At 43.2% G+C, this 22,152-nt stretch carries 21 protein-coding genes and 2 pseudogenes; 7 read left to right on the plus strand and 16 right to left on the minus strand.

The genetic code is table 11. From position 1 onward, the window contains the following. Window positions 1–8: 8 nt before the first annotated feature. The 3 genes from lpoB to ptsG all read right to left on the minus strand — a co-directional run bounded on the left by lpoB (window position 9) and on the right by ptsG (window position 3,144). A complete protein-coding gene (gene lpoB, locus AACL30_RS12650; RefSeq protein WP_339056823.1) occupies window positions 9–629 on the minus strand; it encodes a penicillin-binding protein activator LpoB in 621 nt (206 codons plus the stop codon). Between the two features lie 349 nt (window positions 630–978). Then, window positions 979–1,332 carry an HIT domain-containing protein gene (locus AACL30_RS12655; RefSeq protein ID WP_339056824.1) on the minus strand — a complete coding sequence of 118 codons (354 nt, stop codon included), beginning with the start codon at window positions 1,330–1,332 and terminating at the stop codon, window positions 979–981. A 378-nt stretch (window positions 1,333–1,710) separates the two neighbouring features. Next, window positions 1,711–3,144: a PTS glucose transporter subunit IIBC gene (gene ptsG, locus AACL30_RS12660; protein ID WP_176488534.1), complete on the minus strand. Its 1,434-nt coding sequence runs from the start codon at window positions 3,142–3,144 to the stop codon at window positions 1,711–1,713. 257 nt (window positions 3,145–3,401) lie between these two features. On the opposite strand from ptsG, the gene AACL30_RS12665 reads away from it, so the two are divergent. Then, complete coding sequence (locus tag AACL30_RS12665) at window positions 3,402–3,557, plus strand: hypothetical protein (protein ID WP_339056825.1); 156 nt, start codon at window positions 3,402–3,404, stop codon at window positions 3,555–3,557. A gap of 18 nt (window positions 3,558–3,575) precedes the next feature. Here AACL30_RS12665 and AACL30_RS12670 read toward each other — a convergent pair whose 3' ends face one another. The 4 genes from AACL30_RS12670 to mltG form a co-directional block, all read right to left on the minus strand. Beyond that, the gene (locus AACL30_RS12670; protein WP_339056826.1) at window positions 3,576–4,388 is read right to left on the minus strand and encodes a metal-dependent hydrolase; all 813 of its coding nucleotides are present in this window, start codon (window positions 4,386–4,388) and stop codon (window positions 3,576–3,578) included. 88 nt (window positions 4,389–4,476) lie between these two features. After that, window positions 4,477–5,454, minus strand: coding sequence for a DNA polymerase III subunit delta' (gene holB, locus AACL30_RS12675; protein WP_339056827.1), 978 nt, complete (start codon window positions 5,452–5,454; stop codon window positions 4,477–4,479). Between the two features lie 57 nt (window positions 5,455–5,511). Next, complete coding sequence (gene tmk / locus AACL30_RS12680) at window positions 5,512–6,162, minus strand: dTMP kinase (RefSeq protein WP_339058471.1); 651 nt, start codon at window positions 6,160–6,162, stop codon at window positions 5,512–5,514. A 4-nt stretch (window positions 6,163–6,166) separates the two neighbouring features. Continuing rightward, a complete protein-coding gene (gene mltG / locus AACL30_RS12685) occupies window positions 6,167–7,201 on the minus strand; it encodes an endolytic transglycosylase MltG (protein ID WP_339058472.1) in 1,035 nt (344 codons plus the stop codon). 171 nt (window positions 7,202–7,372) lie between these two features. Here mltG and AACL30_RS12690 point away from each other — a divergent pair, with 171 nt between their 5' ends. The 5 genes and pseudogenes from AACL30_RS12690 to AACL30_RS12705 all read left to right on the plus strand — a co-directional run bounded on the left by AACL30_RS12690 (window position 7,373) and on the right by AACL30_RS12705 (window position 14,355). Then, window positions 7,373–11,782, plus strand: a complete 4,410-nt coding sequence (locus AACL30_RS12690) for a TcdA/TcdB catalytic glycosyltransferase domain-containing protein (RefSeq protein ID WP_339056828.1) — start codon at window positions 7,373–7,375, stop codon at window positions 11,780–11,782. A gap of 72 nt (window positions 11,783–11,854) precedes the next feature. Continuing rightward, a protein-coding gene (locus AACL30_RS12695) for an IS5 family transposase (protein WP_422389587.1) occupies window positions 11,855–12,618 on the plus strand; the annotation gives its coding sequence in 2 pieces (ribosomal slippage) (window positions 11,855–12,215 and window positions 12,215–12,618; 765 coding nt in all). Between the two features lie 267 nt (window positions 12,619–12,885). Then, window positions 12,886–12,960, plus strand: a pseudogene (locus AACL30_RS16555) (hypothetical protein); the annotation flags it as partial. Between the two features lie 12 nt (window positions 12,961–12,972). Then, complete coding sequence (locus tag AACL30_RS12700) at window positions 12,973–14,172, plus strand: hypothetical protein (protein ID WP_339056829.1); 1,200 nt, start codon at window positions 12,973–12,975, stop codon at window positions 14,170–14,172. 18 nt (window positions 14,173–14,190) lie between these two features. Then, window positions 14,191–14,355 carry a hypothetical protein gene (locus AACL30_RS12705; RefSeq protein ID WP_339056830.1) on the plus strand — a complete coding sequence of 55 codons (165 nt, stop codon included), beginning with the start codon at window positions 14,191–14,193 and terminating at the stop codon, window positions 14,353–14,355. Window positions 14,356–14,380: 25 nt separating this feature from the next. On the opposite strand, the gene fabF is transcribed toward AACL30_RS12705, so the two are convergent. From fabF to rluC, 9 genes and pseudogenes are all read right to left on the minus strand, one after another. Beyond that, complete coding sequence (fabF, locus tag AACL30_RS12710; protein ID WP_339056831.1) at window positions 14,381–15,643, minus strand: beta-ketoacyl-ACP synthase II; 1,263 nt, start codon at window positions 15,641–15,643, stop codon at window positions 14,381–14,383. Window positions 15,644–15,723: 80 nt separating this feature from the next. Next, a complete protein-coding gene (gene acpP / locus AACL30_RS12715; protein ID WP_339056832.1) occupies window positions 15,724–15,960 on the minus strand; it encodes an acyl carrier protein in 237 nt (78 codons plus the stop codon). A 154-nt stretch (window positions 15,961–16,114) separates the two neighbouring features. Continuing rightward, the gene (fabG, locus tag AACL30_RS12720) at window positions 16,115–16,849 is read right to left on the minus strand and encodes a 3-oxoacyl-ACP reductase FabG (protein WP_339056833.1); all 735 of its coding nucleotides are present in this window, start codon (window positions 16,847–16,849) and stop codon (window positions 16,115–16,117) included. Between the two features lie 16 nt (window positions 16,850–16,865). Further along, window positions 16,866–17,807 (minus strand): ACP S-malonyltransferase, encoded by a 942-nt coding sequence (fabD, locus tag AACL30_RS12725; protein ID WP_339056834.1) that lies wholly within the window; start codon window positions 17,805–17,807, stop codon window positions 16,866–16,868. A 22-nt stretch (window positions 17,808–17,829) separates the two neighbouring features. Continuing rightward, a complete protein-coding gene (locus AACL30_RS12730) occupies window positions 17,830–18,822 on the minus strand; it encodes a beta-ketoacyl-ACP synthase III (protein ID WP_339056835.1) in 993 nt (330 codons plus the stop codon). Between the two features lie 582 nt (window positions 18,823–19,404). Continuing rightward, window positions 19,405–19,566 (minus strand): annotated as a pseudogene (rpmF, locus tag AACL30_RS12735) (50S ribosomal protein L32); the annotation flags it as partial. A 2-nt stretch (window positions 19,567–19,568) separates the two neighbouring features. Then, window positions 19,569–20,114 carry a 23S rRNA accumulation protein YceD gene (yceD, locus tag AACL30_RS12740; protein ID WP_339058473.1) on the minus strand — a complete coding sequence of 182 codons (546 nt, stop codon included), beginning with the start codon at window positions 20,112–20,114 and terminating at the stop codon, window positions 19,569–19,571. Between the two features lie 258 nt (window positions 20,115–20,372). Continuing rightward, complete coding sequence (locus tag AACL30_RS12745; protein WP_339056836.1) at window positions 20,373–20,537, minus strand: hypothetical protein; 165 nt, start codon at window positions 20,535–20,537, stop codon at window positions 20,373–20,375. Between the two features lie 116 nt (window positions 20,538–20,653). After that, a complete protein-coding gene (gene rluC, locus AACL30_RS12750; RefSeq protein ID WP_339056837.1) occupies window positions 20,654–21,613 on the minus strand; it encodes a 23S rRNA pseudouridine(955/2504/2580) synthase RluC in 960 nt (319 codons plus the stop codon). Between the two features lie 273 nt (window positions 21,614–21,886). Between rluC and AACL30_RS12755 the strand changes: the two genes are divergently transcribed. Continuing rightward, on the plus strand, window positions 21,887–22,087 hold the full coding sequence (locus AACL30_RS12755; RefSeq protein WP_339056838.1) for a hypothetical protein: 201 nt from the start codon (window positions 21,887–21,889) through the stop codon (window positions 22,085–22,087). Window positions 22,088–22,152 lie beyond the last annotated feature (65 nt).

The following is a 22,152-nucleotide window of genomic DNA, read 5'->3' on the forward strand; positions in this document are numbered from 1 at the left end:
AAAATGCATTAATGCCCGATAACGCCCTCACCTGACCAAAGAATTTCACCGGTTTCTACCAGCATCAATTGTATATCGATGGTCGGAGCTTTTACATTTCCTTTGATATTACTATAAAGTACATATTGAGCACCGACAGAACGTGCCAAACCAATGGCCTTAGTACGTGATCCCAAACTATCATTTTCTGATAATCCGAGCTTTTTCTTAGCTGCCGCCAATTGATTCGCTGAAATTAGCACAAATTTTTTGTTTGAAGCCAGTTTTTGGTGCAGTGCTTCGGTCGCCTTTGCACTCTGCAATTGCCCGTTGGTACTATTTTTTACACTATCTAACAACAATACACTGCCTGCCACGACATTATTCACATTCAACATATTATCAACCAGAGGTTCGATACTGGCCGCCCAATTGAACACGCGCATTTTTGGCAATGGCGGCACCTTTTCCACCACCGGGGGGGGAGCTGTCTCAGTCTCTGATTCTGATTCTGATATGGGGGGTTTTAGCGGTTTGATAGTAACGGGAGGAGGCGGAACATTTTGATGATGATCAGTATCTTGCTGCCATGAACACCCTATCAACGTCAATGTAATCAGACCAGATACTATAAACCCATATCTTTTCATTAATCGCACTCCAATCAAAAACGTCAGCGACGTATATACCCTCCGACTTTGAAGTTGCCGCTAGGCGGCCAGGGCGTGAGACCCGATGAGCGTAGACAGACTACGTGATTCGGGCGAGGGCTCACAGCCAACAACGCGGCGGCTTCAAAGGCGAAGAGTATAAGCTAAAATTTGCGTCACCTCGTCAGTAGACCTCTTTCGAAACCTGCTGCGTTATGCGAATCCCGCGTTGCCCGGTGCGCGCAATCCTCATGTACTGTATGTTAACGAAGGTTGCTGTGCGCCGGGCGCCTTGACCTCGCATAACAAACTACGGTTTCGAAAGAGGTCTAGTGTTTCAAGAAGTCTATTAACAAGATCCCAATAAAGAGCCTAGTGGCTTACCACCCAACAGATGCATGTGAAGATGGTAAACTTCTTGGCCGGCATTATCCTTACAATTGACAATCAATCGATACCCCTTTTCCGCAATCCCTTCTCTCTTAGCTATTTTAGTCGCAACCAACATCATGCGCCCTAAAATAATCTCATCTTCTTCAGCAACCTCATCTAGCGTAGGAATAAGTTTATTAGGAACAATCAAAATATGGGTAGGGGCTTGGCAAGCAATATCACGGAATGCGGTTACCAAATCATCTTGATACACAATATCGGCAGGTATTTCACGGTGTATAATTTTACTAAAAATCATTTCTTCAGTCATAGTTAATATTTCTTTGCAAATGGAGTAACGGATCAAAGGGGATCGGCACTATACCTTTCGCCTTTCAAGTTACGGCTTTGTTGTCTGCGGGTGCTCGCCGAATCACGTAGTTGTCTACGCTCATCGGTCGGTCGCCCTGGCCGCCTTGCCGTAACTAGAAATTCATTGGGTATAACTGCAGCGATGGTAGTTAGTGCCTTGTTTTTTAGTTAATTAGAGGAAGGGGAGGAGCCGTGGTTTTACGGCATACCGGATATACCCTTCGCCTTTGAAGCCGCCGCGTTGTTGGCTGCGGGGTTCGCGCCCTCATGGTAGGTTCATCGGTCTCACGCCCTTGGCCGCCTAGCGGCAACGTCAAAGACTGTGGGTATAACAAAATCAATTATCACGAATATATTCATCCATATCCGTTTTTAAATTATCTGATTTAGTACCAAAAATAGCTTGCACTCCAGAGCCTGAAACCACAACACCAGCAGCGCCAAGCTTTTTCAAACCCGCTTGATCTACTTTAGTAATATCTTCCACACTGACACGTAAACGAGTAATACAGGCATCTAAGTTAAGAATATTTTTTTTACCACCAAAGGTGGCAACCAGTGCCGCAGACATTTCAGAGCCACTCCGCAACATTTGCTCATCTGATTCACTTTCACGACCGGGAGTTTTGAGATCTAATTTCACGATCAGCAATCGAAAAATAATGTAATAAACGAAACCATAACAAATACCAACTAAAGGAAATAACCAGATCCGACTGCTGTTACCACTCAGTACGATAAAATCAATCAATCCATGAGAGAAACTCGTACCATCGCGCATGCCAAGTAAAATACAAATGGGGAAAGCTAACCCCGCTAAAATGGCATGAATCGCGTACAGAACCGGAGCCACAAACATAAAAGTGAATTCTATCGGTTCAGTGATACCCGTCAAAAATGCGGTGAGTGCGGCCGAAATCATGATGCCGCCGACTTTAGCTCGGTTTTCAGGTTTAGCGGAATGCCAAATTGCAATAGCAGCGGCGGGCAAACCATACATTTTAAATAAAAAGCCACCTGATAATTTCCCCGCCGTTGGATCACCGGCGATATAACGCGGAATATCACCGTGAAATACCTGCCCAGCCGAATTAATATATTCTCCAATTTGCATCTGAAAAGGAACATTCCATATATGATGAAGACCGAAGGGAACCAGGGCACGTTCTACAACACCATAAATAGCAAACGCCGCTACCGAATTCTGATAAGCAGCCCACTGTGAAAAAGTTTGTACCGCATTACCTATCGGTGGCCAGATGAAGGCCAACATCCCTCCTAATAAAATAGCCGAAAAACCAGAAATAATAGGGACAAAACGTTTACCGGCAAAAAACCCTAAGTATTCGGGTAATTTAATCCGATAAAAACGATTAAACATATAAGCGGCAACTGCACCTGCTGCTATCCCACCTAATACCCCGGTATCAGCCAAACGCTTGCCAGAAATTTCATCCGCAGGCATATGCAAGATCAATGGCGCAATTACAGCTATGGTTTTCACCATAATGCCATAGGCCACAACAGCAGCTAAAGCCGAAACACCATCATTGTTAGTAAAACCTAATGCAACCCCGATAGCAAAAATTAATGGCATGTTAGCAAATACGGAACCACCCGCTTCTGCCATGACGTGAGAGACTACCGCAGGTAACCAGCTAAAATCAGCGGAACCTACCCCCAGTAAAATACCGGCGATAGGTAATACGGATACCGGTAGCATTAGCGATTTACCCACTTTTTGTAGGCTTGCAAATGCGTTTCTAAACATAATGAAATATACTCCTGGTTAATAATAAATAATTTTTTATTGTTTCTTATTCCTCGTTACAAAAACAGGTAATCCTTTACTAAACTGAGCATCTTTAGCGCTCTTTGGTTATTACGAAGAGTAAAATAAATTGTCTTTTTAATGTTTGATGATAATCACGTTTCTATAAACAAAGAAAAAAATTTCCAGTATTGGTATCGCTTTTTGTAATAAATTACAAATTAATAGACTAATTTACGCCAAAGGACATATACCCAATGAATTTCGAGTTACGGCCAGGGCGACCGACCGATGAGCGTAGACAACTACGTGATTCGGCGAGCACCCGCAGACAACAAAGCCGTAACTTGAAAGGCGAAGGGTATAAACACGTTACTAGGTTTAGTAATAAATTACGCCTTAAAAAGGCGTAAATAGTAGTTACAAAAAATTTATTGATTACCAAAATATTCCAATCTTGATCTGTCAATTTGAAACAATTTAGAAAAATTTTTAGTGGTTTCCTCTGCCAATTCTTCCAAGCTGATTTTTTTTAGCACGGCGATATATTCAGCAATATCACGAACATAAGCCGGTTGATTTTCTTTTCCTCGGTTCGGAACCGGTGCTAAATAAGGTGAATCAGTTTCAATTAGCAGGCGGTCTAATGGAACATAGCGTACAACCTCGCGTAACGCGTCAGAATTACGAAAAGTCACAATCCCAGAAAATGACAAATAGAATCCTAAATCCAGTAACTTTTTCGCAGTCGCTTGATCTTCAGTAAAACAGTGTAAAACCCCCCTACAATCTCGTGAATCTCGTGCATTTTCTTGCTGTAAAATAGCCAACGTATCCTCAGTTGCCGCACGAGTATGCACAATCACCGGTTTATTTAACTCACGACCGATACGAATATGTTGACGAAATGATGCCTGCTGCTGCGCAATATTATCTTTTTGGTAAGAATAATCCAGCCCCGTTTCCCCTAATGCGACTACCTTGCTCGCAGAAGCCAGTTTTAACAATTTTTGATCATCATAACTTTCTTTAAGATAGAGGGGATGTACACCACAAGAAAATGCGACATTTTTACGTTCACCGATCAACTCCACCATAGCGCTAAAACCCGGTAAGGTAGTGGCTACCGCCAAAACAAAACCCACATCACGTGCCTTAGCTTTAGCTAGCACATCATCAACATCGGCATGCAATCGCTGATAATCCAAGCTATCGAGATGGCAATGAGAATCAATTAATAACATAGTGTATCAACTCTTGATAAAAGCCTATTTTCCTCGTCTGAACGTCACTATAGGCGCTAAAAAATAAATAAAAAGACAAAATCGCAGATTATGACAGCATATTTTCCCAATTCAGCAACTGTTCAGTAATCACTAATTCACGATTTAACCCAACAATCGACAACAACTGATGACGGCAATACATCCATTGGTTCACGGATTTTAATAGCGCCTCAATGGATAATTTCTGCATCAATTGTTGCACTAATGGCAGTTGATCCTGATTAACAATAAAATCTCCTGATCGATGCTGCCATTTCAGCGCATCGAGTAACAAAGAGATGAGCCAATGCAAACGCTCATTGACCTCATCATGATGCAATTGTGGCAATAATGACAACATATCACCAGAAAAAAGAGCCCGAGACAACGCGGTACAGCAAACCGTGCGCTGCTGCCAATGTGCTGGCTCTAGCAATTGTTTCGCCGCCAAGGGCGCGCCATTAGTCAGCCGCAGTGCCGTCAAGATCACAGTCGATTCGGCCATGACCTGATCACTTAACCACCGCACACTTAAACCGGGATCCGGACTCGCTAGATGCCAATAAAAACAACGGCTACGTAAAGTAGCCAAAACACGAGATGGCTGATAACACCCCAGCACAAAATAGGTTTCTTCAGGAGGATCTTCCAAGGTTTTTAACAATGCGTTTACCGCAATATCCGTCAATTGTTCAACCTGAGGCAACAAAATCACTTTCGCACCGCCCTGTTGAGCATAAGAAGAAAGCTTTTCTGTAATTTGCCTGATGGATTCGATACCCAAACGTGTTTTACCTTTTTCTGGCATCAGGTGATAATAATCAGGATGATTACCCGCCAGCATTAAGCAACAACTGTGGCAGCGACCACAACTTTTGTCGTTTTGCTTTTGCTGACACATTAACCATCGACTCAATCCATAAAACAACGACTCTGCCCCGTTTCCAGGCAACGCATGTAACAATAGTGCATGATGACCACGCCCGGTGATGTGCTGATTGAGCAATTGGTGATAGGAAGCGGTGAGCCAGGGATACCAAGTCATCATTAATTTCTTAAACCTCTTTCGAAACCGTAGCGAGTATTGGGTATATTGTCTTATTCAGACATCCCTTTCTCCAAACCCATTCATTTCCAACCATTTTTCAAGTTCTCGCCGAATTTCAGCACTCACCTTTACAAGTGGTTGCGCCGCATTAATCATTTTAATATTGCTATCGCCTGCCACCAATTTCAGATAACGCTCATGAACCCGGGTAAAAAATGCCAGAGATTCTTGTTCAATACGATCAGGAGACCCACGCAATCTAACACGCGCTAATCCCTGCTCAGGAGAAATATCTAAATATAATGTCAAATCAGGACGAAAGGAGCCCAGCAGACTATCACGTAATGAAGCCATCCATTTGCTATCAACGCCCCGCCCGCCTCCTTGGTAAGCTTGGGATGATAAATCATGACGATCACCCACTACCCAAGCCCCACGCGCTAACGCGGGTTTAATAACATTTTCGATCAACTGCACTCGAGCAGCATATAACATTAAAACTTCTGCTTTATCTGTGAGAGGATCAGAATCTATACGCTGTTTTATCAGTTCACGTAATTTTTCTGCCACCGGCGTGCCGCCAGGCTCACGGGGCTGAACAATATCATTAATCCCGTGAGCACGTAAGACTTGAGCCACTGTCTCTCCCGCCGTCGTTTTTCCTGCGCCTTCCAGGCCTTCAATCACGATAAATTTACCGGTTATCATTTTACTGTGCATTTTTGTCCTTCAAGCCCTGACGATAAATACGAACTGCATCATTATGCTGGGCTAAATCAGCACTAAATTTATGCCCTCCCTGACCGTCGGCGACAAAATAAAGATATTGCGTCTTAGCCGGATGAGCCGCGGCATTTAGCGAAACTAAGCTCGGCATAGCAATAGCGGTTGGAGGTAATCCACTATTGGTATAGGTATTATACAGGGTAGTAGTCAGCAAATCTTTACGTGTGAGTTTGCCTTTGTAGTTTTCACCCATACCATAAATCACCGTAGGATCGGCTTGCAATCGCATTCCCAATCGCAAACGGTTGACAAACACCGATGCAACAATGTGACGTTCATCATTGATAGCACTCTCTTTTTCTATAATTGACGCCATCACCACTAAATCATTCGGCGTTTTATAAGGCAGTAATTCATCACGCCCTTGCCAAATCTCAGCAACGACTTTGGCCATTTTTTCGTGGGCACGTTTGAGTAAACTGATGTCAGTGGTTCCCGCAGTATACGAATAAGTATCGGGATAAAACCACCCTTCGAGCGGTGCATTACTTTCCAACGCCAGCAACGAGGCAATATCAGCATTGTTTTTTCCTATTAATTGCTGTTTTACATAGTCCGCACCCTGTAATTTATTCAGCCAATCCTTAAAAGTACTGCCTTCAATAAAAAGAATAAAAAATTGGGCTTCTTTACCGCTAGCCAATAAATTCAGCATGTCTCTAACCGTCATCTCAGGCATCAAACGGTAGGTGCCCGCTTTAAATTTAGCCAACTCAGGTTCGATGTGCAGTAACCAGGAGAATAATGAGGAGGGGGCTATCACCTGCTGCTGTAATAGTAACGCCTCGAACGCTACCCTTCCGCTACCCGAGGGTAACGTAAAAAGCGTTTCCTGCTTGATCGCTAAGCGACTATCGGCAAAATTTTTTATTTTCAGATAGCCTAAACTTAACACGACTGATAACGCTAAACAGAGCAATACTAAAATAATCAGTACCTGGGGGTATTTTTTTCTTATCGTCATAGCACATTGACTCTTGGAGCCTGTTCGAAATTTTTTGTGTGAGTAAATGTAATATAACAAAAATGCATCAATGAATGTTACGCCAACCGCAAAATTTGTTGAAAAAATCAACAATAAAATCTCTACCTTTAGGAAAATGGATCAAATTGATATAAGGACATAACTATGACGGCTTTAATGACTGCAAAAGAATTAATGAGTAAATTAGATGAAGATATACTAATAACCGATCCAGCCTATCAAAAAATAATAGCGACACTCGAAAATTATCACGCATCGTTCAACCCTATTAAAAACTCCCAACAAGAATTCCAATTACTCCAACAAATTAATCAATCTCTCTACCAGGCTATTGAAAAAAATACCGACCCGGCTCCGCAAGCAATACGGACGTTATTAACCAGCGTTCAGCAACGTTGCATAGCACTGGCAAATATACCGGCGCTGCAACAAACAGTGCCTAAAAATTTACATTTTATTTGGCTCGGGCAGCTAGGAAAAATACAGCAAGATTATATTAAGGCCTGGGGAGAGACCAATAAAGGACAGCAGGGCTACCGTATAAAAATTTGGTATGATCCTAACGCGCTGTTGGTTTATCCGTTAGCGAAACACATCAAAGATTTTGCCGCAAAAAATACCTTTATCGGTGAAATTGATTGGGTTGATAAGGTGATCCAATTACAAAACCAAGCCTATAGCGAAATAACTCAAGCACTCAAAAATAATCAAACTTTCGATCAGGCAGCATTAGACTTTATTTGCCGGCGATTAGGCGGATCGAGAGAAAATTTAGAACATATCATGGCGGACAACCAAGCCTCTTTTAATAATTTTATCGCCAATGCCGGCTCCGATTATATTCTGCAAGATATTAATACGGTATTAGATCAGGGAATAGATAAAAAATATTATTACCAAGAATTGGCGCTGCGGCAAAATACCGCGGCAGCTTCTGATCTTTTACGGCTGCAAATACTCAATCAACAAGGCGGGGTTTATTTTGATGTTGATTTTTTACCTCAATGGAAACCCGATCTCTTTAATACAGAAATCATCACAGAAATGAAGAGATTGCAAGAAGGCAATATCGCTCTTTTGCAAACCCAATTAGTACTGGAACATTTACAGGCAGATTTTCCTGCGCGAACGGCGTTGGCTGAGAAGGGTCAATATCAAGATTATGTTGCCATATTTGCAAAACGCAGCGCGGATCATGCCATTTTAGTAGATAAAATGCGGAGCTGTATTCGTAATAAAGGTCATTCCCCTCGAGATTTTTTCCAGGCATTAGCGCCACAAAAGATATTGCCTGACGGGCTGCGGCGCGCAAAAATATTTTTCACGGGATCTAATGCCGGAATAGTGGCACCGGCAAACAGCGCATCATTAACCACCCTGATGCAATATATAACCAATAATTATCATCGATTAGAAGACCTAGATTTGGTTGATATCCAGCAATATACCGATATTAATCAAGAGAAAATACTCGGCTACGCCCATCAGTTCAAACGTGATTATGGCAGTGGAAGTGATGATTTTGATGCCACGCCTGCAATCAATTATCGTCTAGATGGTCTTTTGCCTGAAGCCAGAGCGACTATCAGTATTAGCGGACCGGGAGCGGTAACACAGGGACTAAAAAAATTATCTCAACGTTGGTTTGATTCAGATCCTCGCGTCTCCTTTGATCAAGATCTCTTTGAACAATTTAATGGTAGTACCGAAGAAGATAGAACCCACTCTTGGTTAACGACCACCAGCAGCAGTTTGCAGGGTAAATTTCGGCGTGTGATGTCTCGTGATGATCTGTTAAAGATCATACCAATGTCTTTTATAAAAACGGGATACCAGCCTATCCTGATGACACTGGATAAACTACATAACACACGGGGCATCGAAAAGACTCAAACCGCTTTTATCCTAAAAAATCAACTGAGGGATTATATTGCCAAACAGCCTGATCCTCAGCGTAATGCCGCCTTTTCAAAATTAGTCGATCAACTTAATAGCGCGCTTTTTTCTGCCGACATGGCACATTTCAAAACAGTGATAAACGATATTGCCGCAACCAGGCCAGCGCTGGCGAATCAACTTTATCTTTATGCATTTAATGAAGCGCATGGTGACAATTTAGGCTTAACCGATGCCATGATCCGAGCCGTACAGACTGATCCCTATCTACATCTACAACCGAAATCACGTTTTTCAGGTGCCTCACCACCGATAAACTTGGCCGATTTTGCTAGCACCTATCAGGTAAAATTGACCTCAGCAGAAGACTTTGCAGAATTTAAACGCTTATTGTTGCATGCTCAGGATCAGCACATACTCAATAAAGTGTTTTTAGATGACAGGGAAAAAACCATACACCTTGGTTATCATTATCAAGAATTGATCGAGCCGCAACCTAACGCCCGCGCGCAACAAGCGATGGACTATCTGCAATCTGCCATCGCAAAAATAAGAGATAATCAAGACGCGATCTGGCCAGATGCCGAATTTTTTATGTTGGCTAAATTTGGCGATAAAAATTATATCGACAACTTACAGCTAGAGCGATTAGCGGATATAAAAGCGATATACCAGGCGGATCATGCTTGGGAAAAGCCACTGGTTATCAAAATTAATAACGGAGGAGACAGCCATTACCAAAGCCAAATCATCATTCAACTTGAAGATGATAGATATTGTGTGAATGCAGCAGCAAGCTTGGCGAGTAAGCACCGCAATTCGGTATTCGTTCAGCTAAATAATAAGGGCGATTATCGGGTGGTTTATGGTGATCCCACTCAACTGAGTGGAAAAATACGTTGGCAATTGGTCGGGCACGGTGGAGACGCCTTCTCTGATCAGCACAGGATGGGCGATACTATGGTCGACACTATGGCGGATACAACAGCGCAAGCATTGGCGATAAGGCTGACGCACTTTAATAGAAAATTCAGTGCTCAATACGGTGTTAACAGTGCTGCTAACTACATTAGCCTAGTGGGTTGCTGTTTGGTTCCTTTTGCCAAAGATCTGGCACAACAACTTGATCAACGGGGGATCCGTACTGATATCGCCGCACGTTCAACCATCCTCTCTGTTGCTGAAGGGATTGGTGCCCTCAAAGCAGGCAGTAAAATAACGCAAGATGCCAAATCAGGTCATTGGCACCATAAAGCCTCACAACATAAAACAGTATTCAGATGGAATAAACAGGGTCAATTAGTCGAAAAAATCAGCCTAAAAACACGTCTAGAACAGACTTTTGATTTGATGAAAAATCATCTTCTGCCAACCCAGCAGCCCCTTCAATCACCGCGTGAACCAGAGATCGATATGACCCCTCGTACTGTTACTACTCGTCCTGAGGTGCGCCATCTATACCAGGGGAGTCGCTACATGAGCAGTCTGATGCAAATACAGGGTCGCTGGGGTGTCATTTCCACTCTCAGGCAATACAAAATGTGGTTAGATCGGGACGATCTGACGCCAAAACAAAGAAAAGATCTAACTTTAGAGCGCAATTTAGCCATTGCAGCTATCGGGGTGGACAGTGTAACGGATGCGCTTGGCGATTTAACAGCGAGATTAGGTTCACAGCGTGGCCAAATGAGCTCTCATGCAGGAAAAAAATTACTAAAAGGGAGTCCTACTGTACTAGCTGTATTATCTAGCGGTTTCGATATTTATCATGCTACCGATTCATTTACGCGGCTCTCGTCCGAACAGGATCCTGACCGCAGGCAAGATCTCATCGTTAACGGATCCTTATCGACGCTCAGTGCTGCTGTCGGGATCAGTAGTGGTGTGGCGTTCAGTGTAGGCGGAAGAATTGCGGCAGCGGCAGGACCCGTGGGTCTGGCAGTCAACATGGCTATTTTTGGCCTGTCTCAAACCTATAACACGGTGCGGATGCTGCAAGAGACGGAAAAATATACCCGATTAAGCATTGGCGAAACCCTAGATAATTATGTTCAATTATTCATGGGAGCCCCTCTGCGCCCGGAGGTAGAAAATCGAGTAGAGAAAGAAAAATTCAGGCAACATTATGATCGCCTGTTAGATCAACAGGCCGAAAAAGAAATCGCTAGCACATTGCCTCAAGGTATTCATACCCTTTATTACAGTCGTGGTGATTTTGATTTACAAGAACGCCCTTACCGCTACTTATTCCTATATCAAGTCACTGGACATAAAATAGTCAGAGGGCAAAAAAGGCGTAAAATGCTGCCACGCGGGGGAGAAGATAAAATACGCCCAGAAGAAATAAACCAAGTAAAGAAAAAGTATGCCGCTAAATATCCTCTTTTTGAACTTTATTTTTCAGAAGTCGACAGCCAATACCATTATTTCACACCGATTAATTTACGGGACGTCGATGATTTTATTGATGCCAACCAGCCACAGAATGGCCTGACGCCGAATGTAAGAAAAAAAGAGCGCCCTCAATCGGACGAAATGGAGATCGAAACAAAAGACAACGCGATCCTTTTTAATCTCGGTGAAGGTAACGATACCGCCATCGGCGATAAAAATAAAAAAAATATTTTTCAAGTAGGGCTAAGTAGTGTCGTCACGTAATAAAAAATATATTATCATGTAACAAATAACGACAACTGTTGAGATGATTCAATAATGAAAGATGATTCGGGAATGAATTTAGCCCATCGCCGCCACGATATATCCGATCATGTTTGGAGCCTATTGGAAGCTCATCTCCCGGGGAGAAAAGGCACTTGGGGTGGCATAGCCAGAGATAACAGGCAGTTTATTAATGCTGTTTTCTGGATATTGAGAACCGGCGCTCCCTGGCGTGATTTACCGCCTGATTATGGCGGTTGGAAAAATACTCATCGCCGGTTTTGCCGCTGGCGTGACAAGGGGCTATGGGAGTCTCTGCTCGAAGCGCTGATTGTGGAGCCAGATTTTGAATGGCTGATGATTGATGCCACTCATAGCAAAGTTCACCCTCATGCAGCAGGCGCAAAAGGCGGTAATCAGGATATGGAGCGCACAAAAGGGGGCTCAACAGTAAGATACATCTGGCCGTGGATGCGCATGGTATGCCGGTCAGAATTTTTATTACATCAGGTACCACAGCAGATTGTCAGCAAGCAACGAATTTAACCAAAGGTATTGCAGCAGAATATCTGTTGGCTGACAAGGGCTATGACAGTGATAACATCATTAAAAAAGCAGAAGAAGCCGGCATGCAAATCGTAATACCACCTAAAAAGAATCGTAAAATTCAACGTGAGTACGATAAAGCGCTCTACAAGCATCGACATCTCGTGGAAAATGCTTTTCTGCACCTAAAGCGCTGGCGAGGTATTGCTACTCGTTATGCAAAAAATACCTCCTCTTTTCTCGCTGCTGTACAAATACGATGCCTTGCTCTATGGCTCAAGATCTCATGACGACACTATATAGGCCGTAAAAACTATCAAGGGGGGCAATTAACGAATGTATTTTATTTAGAGGGCAAAGGAGCACCAACAGAGCCCAGCACATTAAAAGGAGGCATAGATAATAATGACAGCATTGTTGCCAGTCGAAAACCAGTTATCGGCAGCGGTTATGACATTGATCTTAACCAAGGGACGGTTCGCTACCGTGGGCAAACCGCGTTAGTTGCTACCATCAACCACATTGAGCATGCTATAGGGCACGCTGAAAGCGACGATATTTTAACCGGCAATCAGCATAATAATTACCTCGATGGCAGAGGGGGTGATGACCGTTTATATGGCGGTGGAGGTGATGATATTTTAGTGTTAACAAAAGGTTATGCTGATGGTGGCCGTGGGATAGACAGCTACCATATTTTGCAAAATACACAGACATCGGCAAGTGTTATCGCTATTGATGAAAGCCTATCACTGGATGAATCGACCCCAGAAGCCAGTAATATCATGCTCGAATATCATCTCGATCAGATCCTTTCCATTCAGTTGATCCAAACCAATACAGAAAACAACCGATATGGGATAGAAATCTTACTGCGTAACGACAATGCTAGCGAAACCCGGTTAAAACTCATGGATATCTATCAAGCTTCTGCCGATACCCCAGATCAACTCACACTGGCCAAACAGGCTATTTTTTCAACCCGTGACGGCATGCTGTTGTTTCCTCAATGGCCAAAAATAATCAAGAGGAATGATGACGATAATCATTGGCTCTTTTTATCGCAGTTCAATGCACAATACAGTACGCTGCATGATCGCAGAAGCAGCAGCATTGATTTTTTCAAAAACCTCCCCGCCGATTATTCTATTCATTTACAAAAGCATAATGGTGACGAACCCGGCGCGATCACGCTAGGTAACAGCAAAATCGTGCTGCCTGAGTTTATGTCATTAATCGCGGAAGACACTCCCTTTAATGATCATATTCTGGGTAATAGCTTAGATAATCAGCTACATAGCCGTCGTGGCGACGATACCCTGATAGGGGGAGCAGGGGCTGATATTTACCATATTTATCATGAAAAAGGCACTGTCAGAAAAATTTGTATCGATAATCAGGACGCGCAAGCCTCCCCTCAATTAGATCTGTTACTACTCCACACGATATCTCTGGCGCAGTTGAATCAAATATACCAAGAGGGAGATGATATTATTCTGGCTGGCACGAACTTAGATGCCAATATCGGTGACGTTGTGATCCGTATTAGCCATTTTATGCGTGATGCAGGTTACCGGCATATTGTTATCATGGATAAATTAGGCGATTTTTATCAATTAGACATTGATGAAGAGGGGGATCCTTACCTTGGCCAGATGCCGGCAACTCAGAGGATCCCCACTAATAAGGCAGAAAAACATGAAATGAATGGCGAAAATATCGATAAACTGATAGCTGGCATGTCTTCATTCTTAGCCACTGAAACAAATGAAGTAAATTCAGGTGGAACAAAAAGCATTACTCATTCAACAAATGAGCATTTGTTTACTGCTCAACAAAATTAATAAGTATACCGTTCGCCTTTGAAGTTGCCGCTAGGCGGCCAGGGAGTGAGACCGATGAGCGTAGACATACTACGTGATTCGGCGAGCACCCGCAGCCAACAACGCGGCGGCTTCAAAGGCGAACGGTATAACAAGGTCTACAATGGAATGAAAACAGGCAAAACGCTCAATTTACTAAAGTAAATGAGCATTTTAAGTGTATTTTTGACTAAGATTCAGCCTCTAATTTACCAAAAATCAAAGAGCCATTAGTGCCACCAAAACCAAAGGAATTACACAAACTGTATTTTAATTCCTCTATCTCTACCTTACGAGCTTCATGCGGGACAAAATCTAAATCACATTCTACATCTGGATTATGCAAATTAATGGTTGGCGGGATCATTTGGTCACACAACGCTAAAATAGAAAAGATAGACTCTATCGCCCCGGCTGCCCCTAACAGATGCCCGGTCATTGATTTTGTCGAACTGATCGGTATTTTAATCGCCTTTTTGCCGAAAACCGCTTTCATCGCTTCCGTTTCTGCTTTATCACCCACCATAGTAGAGGTGCCATGCGCGTTAATATAACCGATTTGCGAGGGCTCGAGACCTGCATCACGCAATGCGTTTTGCATCGCTAACGCAGCACCTGTCCCCTTTTCCGGAGGTGCAGTCATATGGTAAGCGTCGCTGCTCATGCCAAAACCCATCACTTCGGCATAAATTTTCGCGCCCCGATTTTTTGCATGCTCATATTCTTCTAATACCAAGATACCGGCACCATCACCCAAAACAAAACCATCACGATCTTTATCCCAAGGGCGACTGGCTGTTATCGGACTATCATTGCGCGTTGACAACGCGCGAGCAGCGCCAAAACCACCAATACCCAGCGGAGTACTGGCTTTTTCTGCGCCACCCGCAAACATCACATCAGCGTCGTTGTAAGCAATAATACGCGCTGCATGGCCAATATTGTGCACACCTGACGTACAAGCGGTTGATATAGAAATGCTCGGCCCACGAAGGCTGTATTTAATACTTAAGTGACCTGTGATCATATTCACAATGGTTGAAGGCACAAAACTCGGGCTGATTTTTCGGGGCCCACAACTCATCAGAATACTATGATTTTTTTCAATAAAAGTTAAGCCACCAATACCAGAACCAATGGCGGCACCAATACGTACGCTATTCTCTTCAGTGACCTTAAGACCACAGTCCTCCATAGCTCGTATGCCAGCAGCAACGCCGTACTGTATAAAGGTATCCATTTTACGGGCATCTTTTTTAGGCAAATCAAAATCTTCAGAATTAAAATCTTTTATTAAACCGGCAAATTTTGTGGTATAGGCACTGGTATCAAAATCTGTAATCAGGGATATGCCGCTCTGACCTGCAAGCACATTTTTCCACGCACATTCAACGGTATTACCGACAGGAGATAACATGCCCAGTCCGGTTACAACCACTCGACGCTTAGACAAGGCTGTCCTCCAAAATTAAGGAAGTTAAAGGTTGATGTTATAAAACTTAGGCGGTCGAATGACCGCCTAGATATGTTCGTTTACAGTTGGTGAGACGTAATATAATCAATCGCGGCTTGCACAGTAGTTATTTTTTCTGCTTCTTCATCTGGAATTTCAGTCTCAAATTCTTCTTCCAGAGCCATTACTAATTCGACAGTGTCCAGAGAATCAGCGCCAAGATCTTCCACGAAAGAAGCATGATTTACCACTTCTCCTTCCCTAACACCCAGTTGTTCAACGATGATTTTCTTAACACGTTCTTCGATAGCACTCATGTTCTTAAATTTCCTATCAAAACTCGCTTATGCGATGGATTTCGTAGTTTATAAAATGTTGAAAAAGATGCAACTAAATCTCGGCTATTCAAACCATTATTCTACCTTATTATGTGAGTTTCATCCCAAATAACGCGAATAATTTTCACCTGATTTAGCTCATGTACATGCCGCCATTAACATGTAAGGTTTCACCAGAAATATAACTTGCTTCTTCTGATGCCAAAAATGCAACAGCGCTGGCAATTTCTTCAACTTTCCCAAGCTGACCAGCAGGAATTTGCTCTAAAATGCCTGCACGTTGCTCAGATGTCAATTTTTTGGTCATATCGGTTTCGATAAAACCCGGTGCGACCACGTTAACCGTAATACCACGTGAAGCCACTTCACGTGCTAACGACTTACTGAAACCAATAATACCCGCTTTAGTAGCCGCATAGCTAGCCTGTCCCGCATTACCAGTACAACCCACCACCGAACCAATAGTGATAATACGACCAAAACGTTTTTTCATCATATTATGCAGTACCGCTTTTGATAAGCGAAATACGGAAGTCAAATTAGTTTCTAAAATATTACACCAGTCGTCATCTTTCATGCGCAGCAACAAGCTGTCACAGGTAATGCCTGCATTATTCACCAATATATCAATTGATTTATATTCAGCAATAACCTCTTCCACGAATTTATTGATCGACACACAATCACTAATATTCAATACAAAACCTTTACCTTTATCTATCAGGTAATCATTTATCTTTTTCACCCCCTCTTCACTGGTTGCAGTACCAATAACCGTGGCACCACGTTCAGCCAATAACTTTGCTATGCCCTGACCTATACCACGGCTGGCACCCGTTACCAAGGCAATTTTTCCTCCAAAGCTCATGTCATCCTCTTTCTAATTAATGTTTTAACGCAGATACCAACGAGGCAACATCATTGACTGATTCTGTCACCAATCTAGTAACAATACGTTTGCTCAAACCACTCAAAACACTACCTGGCCCCATTTCTAGCAAACGTTCAACACCTTGTTTTTCAATATATTTAACAGACTCTACCCAACGAACCGGACTATAAATTTGACGTACCAAAGCGTTACGAATAACCGTCGGTGATCTTTCTACCCGAACATCTACATTATTTACCACTGAATAATGAGGTGGATTGAAGGTGACTTTCTCAAGCGCAACAGCCATTTTGTCTGCAGCAGGTTTCATTAGTATGCAGTGAGAAGGAACACTAATGGGTAAGGATAACACGCGCTTTGCACCCGCCTGTTTACAGGCAAGCTCTGCTCTCGCTACCGCTGCTTTGTTGCCAGCGATAACCACTTGATTGGCTGAGTTAAAATTAACCGGTGATACTACCTGCCCTTGCGCTGATGCGGCACAAACTTGCTCAACGGTATCATTATCTAAACCAATAATGGCAGACATGGCACCAGTGCCTACAGGTACCGCTTCTTGCATCAATTTACCACGCAGTTCAACCAAGCTGATAGCTTGTTTAAAATTTAACACTCCCGCGCAAACTAAAGCAGAGTATTCACCTAAACTGTGACCCGCCATGATAATAGGATGATTCACTTTATGCTGTTCTCGTAGCGCATTCCAAAGCCGCCAAATAGCCACCGAGGCAGCAAGCAATGCAGGCTGGGTGTGCCAAGTTTTATTTAACTCTTCTATCGACCCTTGTTGCACTAATTGCCACAAATCGTAACCTAATACCGATGAGGCTTCATTGAATGTTTCTTTAACAAGTGGAAATTGAGCCGCTAGCTCCGCTAACATCCCCACTGCCTGAGAGCCTTGTCCTGGAAAAACTATCGCGAATTTTGACATTGCTATTCACCTGTTTTGTAAATCAAAAACGAATCAACGCTGAACCCCAGGTAAGGCCACCACCAAAGGCTTCCAGCAGTAACAGTTGCCCGCGTTGAATCCGTCCGTCACGCACTGCTGCATCTAACGCAGAAGGCACCGACGCGGCAGAAGTGTTACCATGCTGATCTAAGGTGATCACCACTTTTTTCATGTCCATTTTTAATTTTTCAGCCGTTGCTTTAATAATACGTAAGTTAGCTTGATGAGGTATCAACCAATCTAGTTGGCTATGACAGATATCATTCGCCTTTAGCGTTTCATCGATAATCTTCGCTAATTCATTAACTGCAATTTTAAACACCTCACACCCTTTCATAGTGAGATAGGCGGGCTGATCTTGAGAATGCTGATGAGGCAGTGCCAATAGATTCCCAGAGCGACCATCGGCATGCAAATGTGTTGAAAGAATATCGGATGGTAGGGTGCGATCAATATCAGAGCCTGTTGATGCGCTTAACACCACCGCTCCGGCACCATCACCAAATAAAATGACTGTGCCACGATCTTGTTCATCAAGCATACGGCTAAGGGCATCAGAACCAATCACCAAAGCATTTTTTACCGTACCACTTTTGATAAATTTATCAGCAACACTGAGAGCATAAATGAAGCCAGAGCAGGCCGCTGCTAGATCAAAAGAAATAGCATCTTTAATTCCTAACATTTGCTGTATTTGGCAGGCTGAGCTCGGAAAAGCGTGACTCGAAGAAGTCGTAGCGACAATAATTAAACCAATGTCATTTTCATCGAATTTTTTGGGTTTTCGTACTTTTTGTGCCATCTCTAATGCTTTTTTGGCAGCATGGCACCCCATGCTAGCCACGGTTTCATGAGCTTTGGCTATCCGTCTTTCCTTTATACCAGTACGAGTCACAATCCAATCGTTGGTGGTATCCACCATCTTTTCTAAGTCCGCATTACTGCGTACTTCTGCGGGCAGATAACTCCCCGTCCCGAGAATCTTAGTGTTCATTTTATTATCGGCTACCCTTTATTAGACCTCTTTCCAAACCTACTAGGTGACGCGGATCCTGCGTTGCCCGGTGCTCGCAATCCTCATGTACTTATGGCAATGAAGGTTGCTGTGCGCCGGACGCCTTGACTTCGCATAACGAACTACGGTTTGGAAAGAGGTCTATTGTCACACTTTACTATCATAAAAAATCGGCAAAGGCATGCTTTATACCCTTCGCCTTTGAAGCTACCGCGTTGTTGGCTGCGGTGTTCACCCGAATCACGTAGTATGTCTACGCTGATCCGGTCTCACCCCTCTGGCCGCCTAGCGGCAACTTGAAGGGCTGTGGGTATAACAGCGATAGGTTTTGCCATTAGCAACAACTTGAGTTGTGAATTAAATAGCTACCCCTGCAAGCAGTCTCATAAAAATAAAAACGCTGACCTTATGCCAACGCTCTATTCTATTCCATTTAATATTTGATTTTTTTAGTCTTCACGATGCGACATCTTTTGCTAGGCACTTTTTCTTCGCTGCATCCACTCTAATTGCTAGCGTTTCAACCACTGATTTTTTGGTCGATAAGTGTACTGTTGGAAAAATAACCTTTCTACCACGGTAATATCCTTCCTTTGTCACATGGTGGCGTAGGTGAATTTCATCGGAGGTTTGATCTTTAGAAAGCGTGCCAACAGTCAAAGCGTCATGTGAACGACGCATACCACGTTTAGAACGAGTGGGTTTATTTTGTTGTACGGCCATGGTTACTCCTTAATTTTTTTCTTTAAATTTTTTAATACAGCAAATGGATTAGCGTGGTTTGTCTCTTCAGGTAGTTCACCAAATATCATTTCCGTGGCAGAGACATCACAGTGTTTAGATTCATGCATAGGTACTATCGGCAGTGAAAGAATAATTTCATCTTCAATCATTGCCAGTAAATCCACTTCACCCAATTCATTAACATCAATAGGCTCGTACGCCGCCGGTAATGTTGTAATCCATTCATCACTACCCTGCTTCTTATTAACGATAGGACTGAAGCAGTAGCTGGTACGAATATAATGAGGCAAGGTGCCCCCACAACGCTGACATAGCAATGTTACGTTAACCCCAACATTACCCGTAATAACCGCTAACCCTTGATCATCAAGCGCAAACGATAAAGAAACATCAACATGACTATCTAAACTCACCACAGCCTCAGCAACACGGGTTAACTGCTCGGCAAAATAGACGCCAACATAATCTAAACGCTTTTGAGCACTACGAAGTACATTAACTGTCGGAGGTAATTTTACATTTTGCATAAGATCGCCATAGTGACTGCTCCCCGTCCTATTGGGCGAGGCTTCCCACTTCACAGACCGCCACTTGTGTATGACAAGTCCAGAGCCTATTCGAAATCTCTTGTTTTGTACAAAAAAGACAACTGCGCTTTTTCACTCGTTTTTTCCTTGTCTAAGCGCAGCTCAAAGCAGATTTCGAATAAGCTCTTACTCGGCCTCCATGGGCAGAAACGACGAGATCCGCCGCCTGTAATTCAAATATGCTTTGCTGCCTGATATTCAGTGTGGCGTTAAGCATGCCCTGCTACTGATTGCCGTCATAGCTATGACGAAGTTTTCGCTGCTAGCCGCGCATTCTAACACCAGGTTAGCTGGAAAACCATGCCTTATATACCCTTCGCCTTTGAAGCCACCGCGTTGTTGGCTGTGAGTGCTCGCCCTCATGGTATATCTACGCTCATCGGTCGGTCGCTCTGGCAGCCGAAGGCAACTTCTAAAGGCGAAGGGTATATCCCTGGCTCTAAAAGCCGAGATTTTACGGCATACCGGATAATTTAAAGTCAAAGAAAAGGGTTTTTTTTACGTAAAATTTGCAGGCAATGACGTAATTGATCATCCAAAGGTGCTTCGATACATAAAGTTCCTCCCAACGGATGTTGACAGCATAATGTCGCCGCATGCAAAAATAAGCGATTGAGGCCAGTATTTTGCAGATGACGATCAAATTCTCGATCACCATAACGGTTATCAAAAGCAATCGGATGACCTCTATGCAAAGTATGTACACGGATCTGATGTGTCCTGCCGGTTATCGGACTCGCTTTCAGCAAAGTGGCATGTTCAAAACGCTCTTCAACCTTAAAGTGTGTTTCTGATACTTTACCTTCACTGCTAACTTTCACCACTCGGCCACCATTTTGTAGCACATTTTTCAATAAAGGTGCCTGTACTTTTTTACAGCTAGATGGCCAATGACCTTTTACCAATGCTAAATAATCTTTTTGTATTTTTTTAAGACGTAATTGTTCGTGTAATGCGCGCAAAGCAGAGCGTTTTTTGGCGATCAACAATACACCTGACGTATCACGATCTAAACGGTGTACCAACTCTAAAAAACGGGCTTCAGGCCGTAGCGCTCGTAATGCTTCTATTACGCCAAAATCCACCCCACTTCCACCATGCACTGCGATTCCAAAAGGTTTATTCAATATCAACAAAGCATCATCTTCAAACAAAATACGGGCGGCGAGTGATGAAATTTTATTCAGTTTTACCGAGAGTGTTCTGGTTTCACGTTCGGCCACTCGCACCGGTGGGATACGTATTCGATCACCATTCTGTAATTTATATTCTGGTTTAATTCTCCCTTTGTTAACGCGCACTTCTCCTTTTCGTACAATGCGATAAATCATACTTTTCGGCACACCTTTTAATCTGGCGAGCAAAAAGTTATCAATCCGTTGATCAACGTCATCGGCAGCAATGTCGATTAATTGTACTGATGGATTATCCGTTTTCATAATTAGTAATCCTAAATATACCAAGTAATTAGCGACACTCCTTTTTCTGTGCTTAACTACTAAATTGTCGATTAAAAATACGTTTATACGCTATTTTTATTTAATAGACCTCTTTCCAAACCGTAGTTCGTTATGCGAAGTCAAGGCGCACGGCAACCGGAGTGTACATGAAGTACATGAGGATTGCGCGCTCTGGGCAACACAGGATCCGCGTCACGGAGCAGGTTTGGAAAGAGGTCTAGTTTAACAATTAATGATTACTAACTATACCCAATGAATTTCAAGTTACGGCAAGGCGGCAATCAATCGCATCCCAGGAGTGTATCCCCTTCGTCTTTGAAGTTGCCGCTAGGCGGCCAAGGCGACCGACCGATGAGCGTACGTAGACATACCATGAAGGCGAACACCCGCAGCCAACAACGCGGCGGCTTCAAAGGCGAAGGGGATAAAGGGTATAGGATGCGGTTAACATAATCTTTGCTTAGAGCAGCAAAGTCACCTTGCTATATCACTATCAGCAATGAAATAATGAAGTTTGC

The sequence above is a fragment of the Candidatus Regiella endosymbiont of Tuberolachnus salignus genome (assembly GCF_964020115.1).
Lineage (GTDB): Bacteria > Pseudomonadota > Gammaproteobacteria > Enterobacterales > Enterobacteriaceae > Regiella > Regiella insecticola.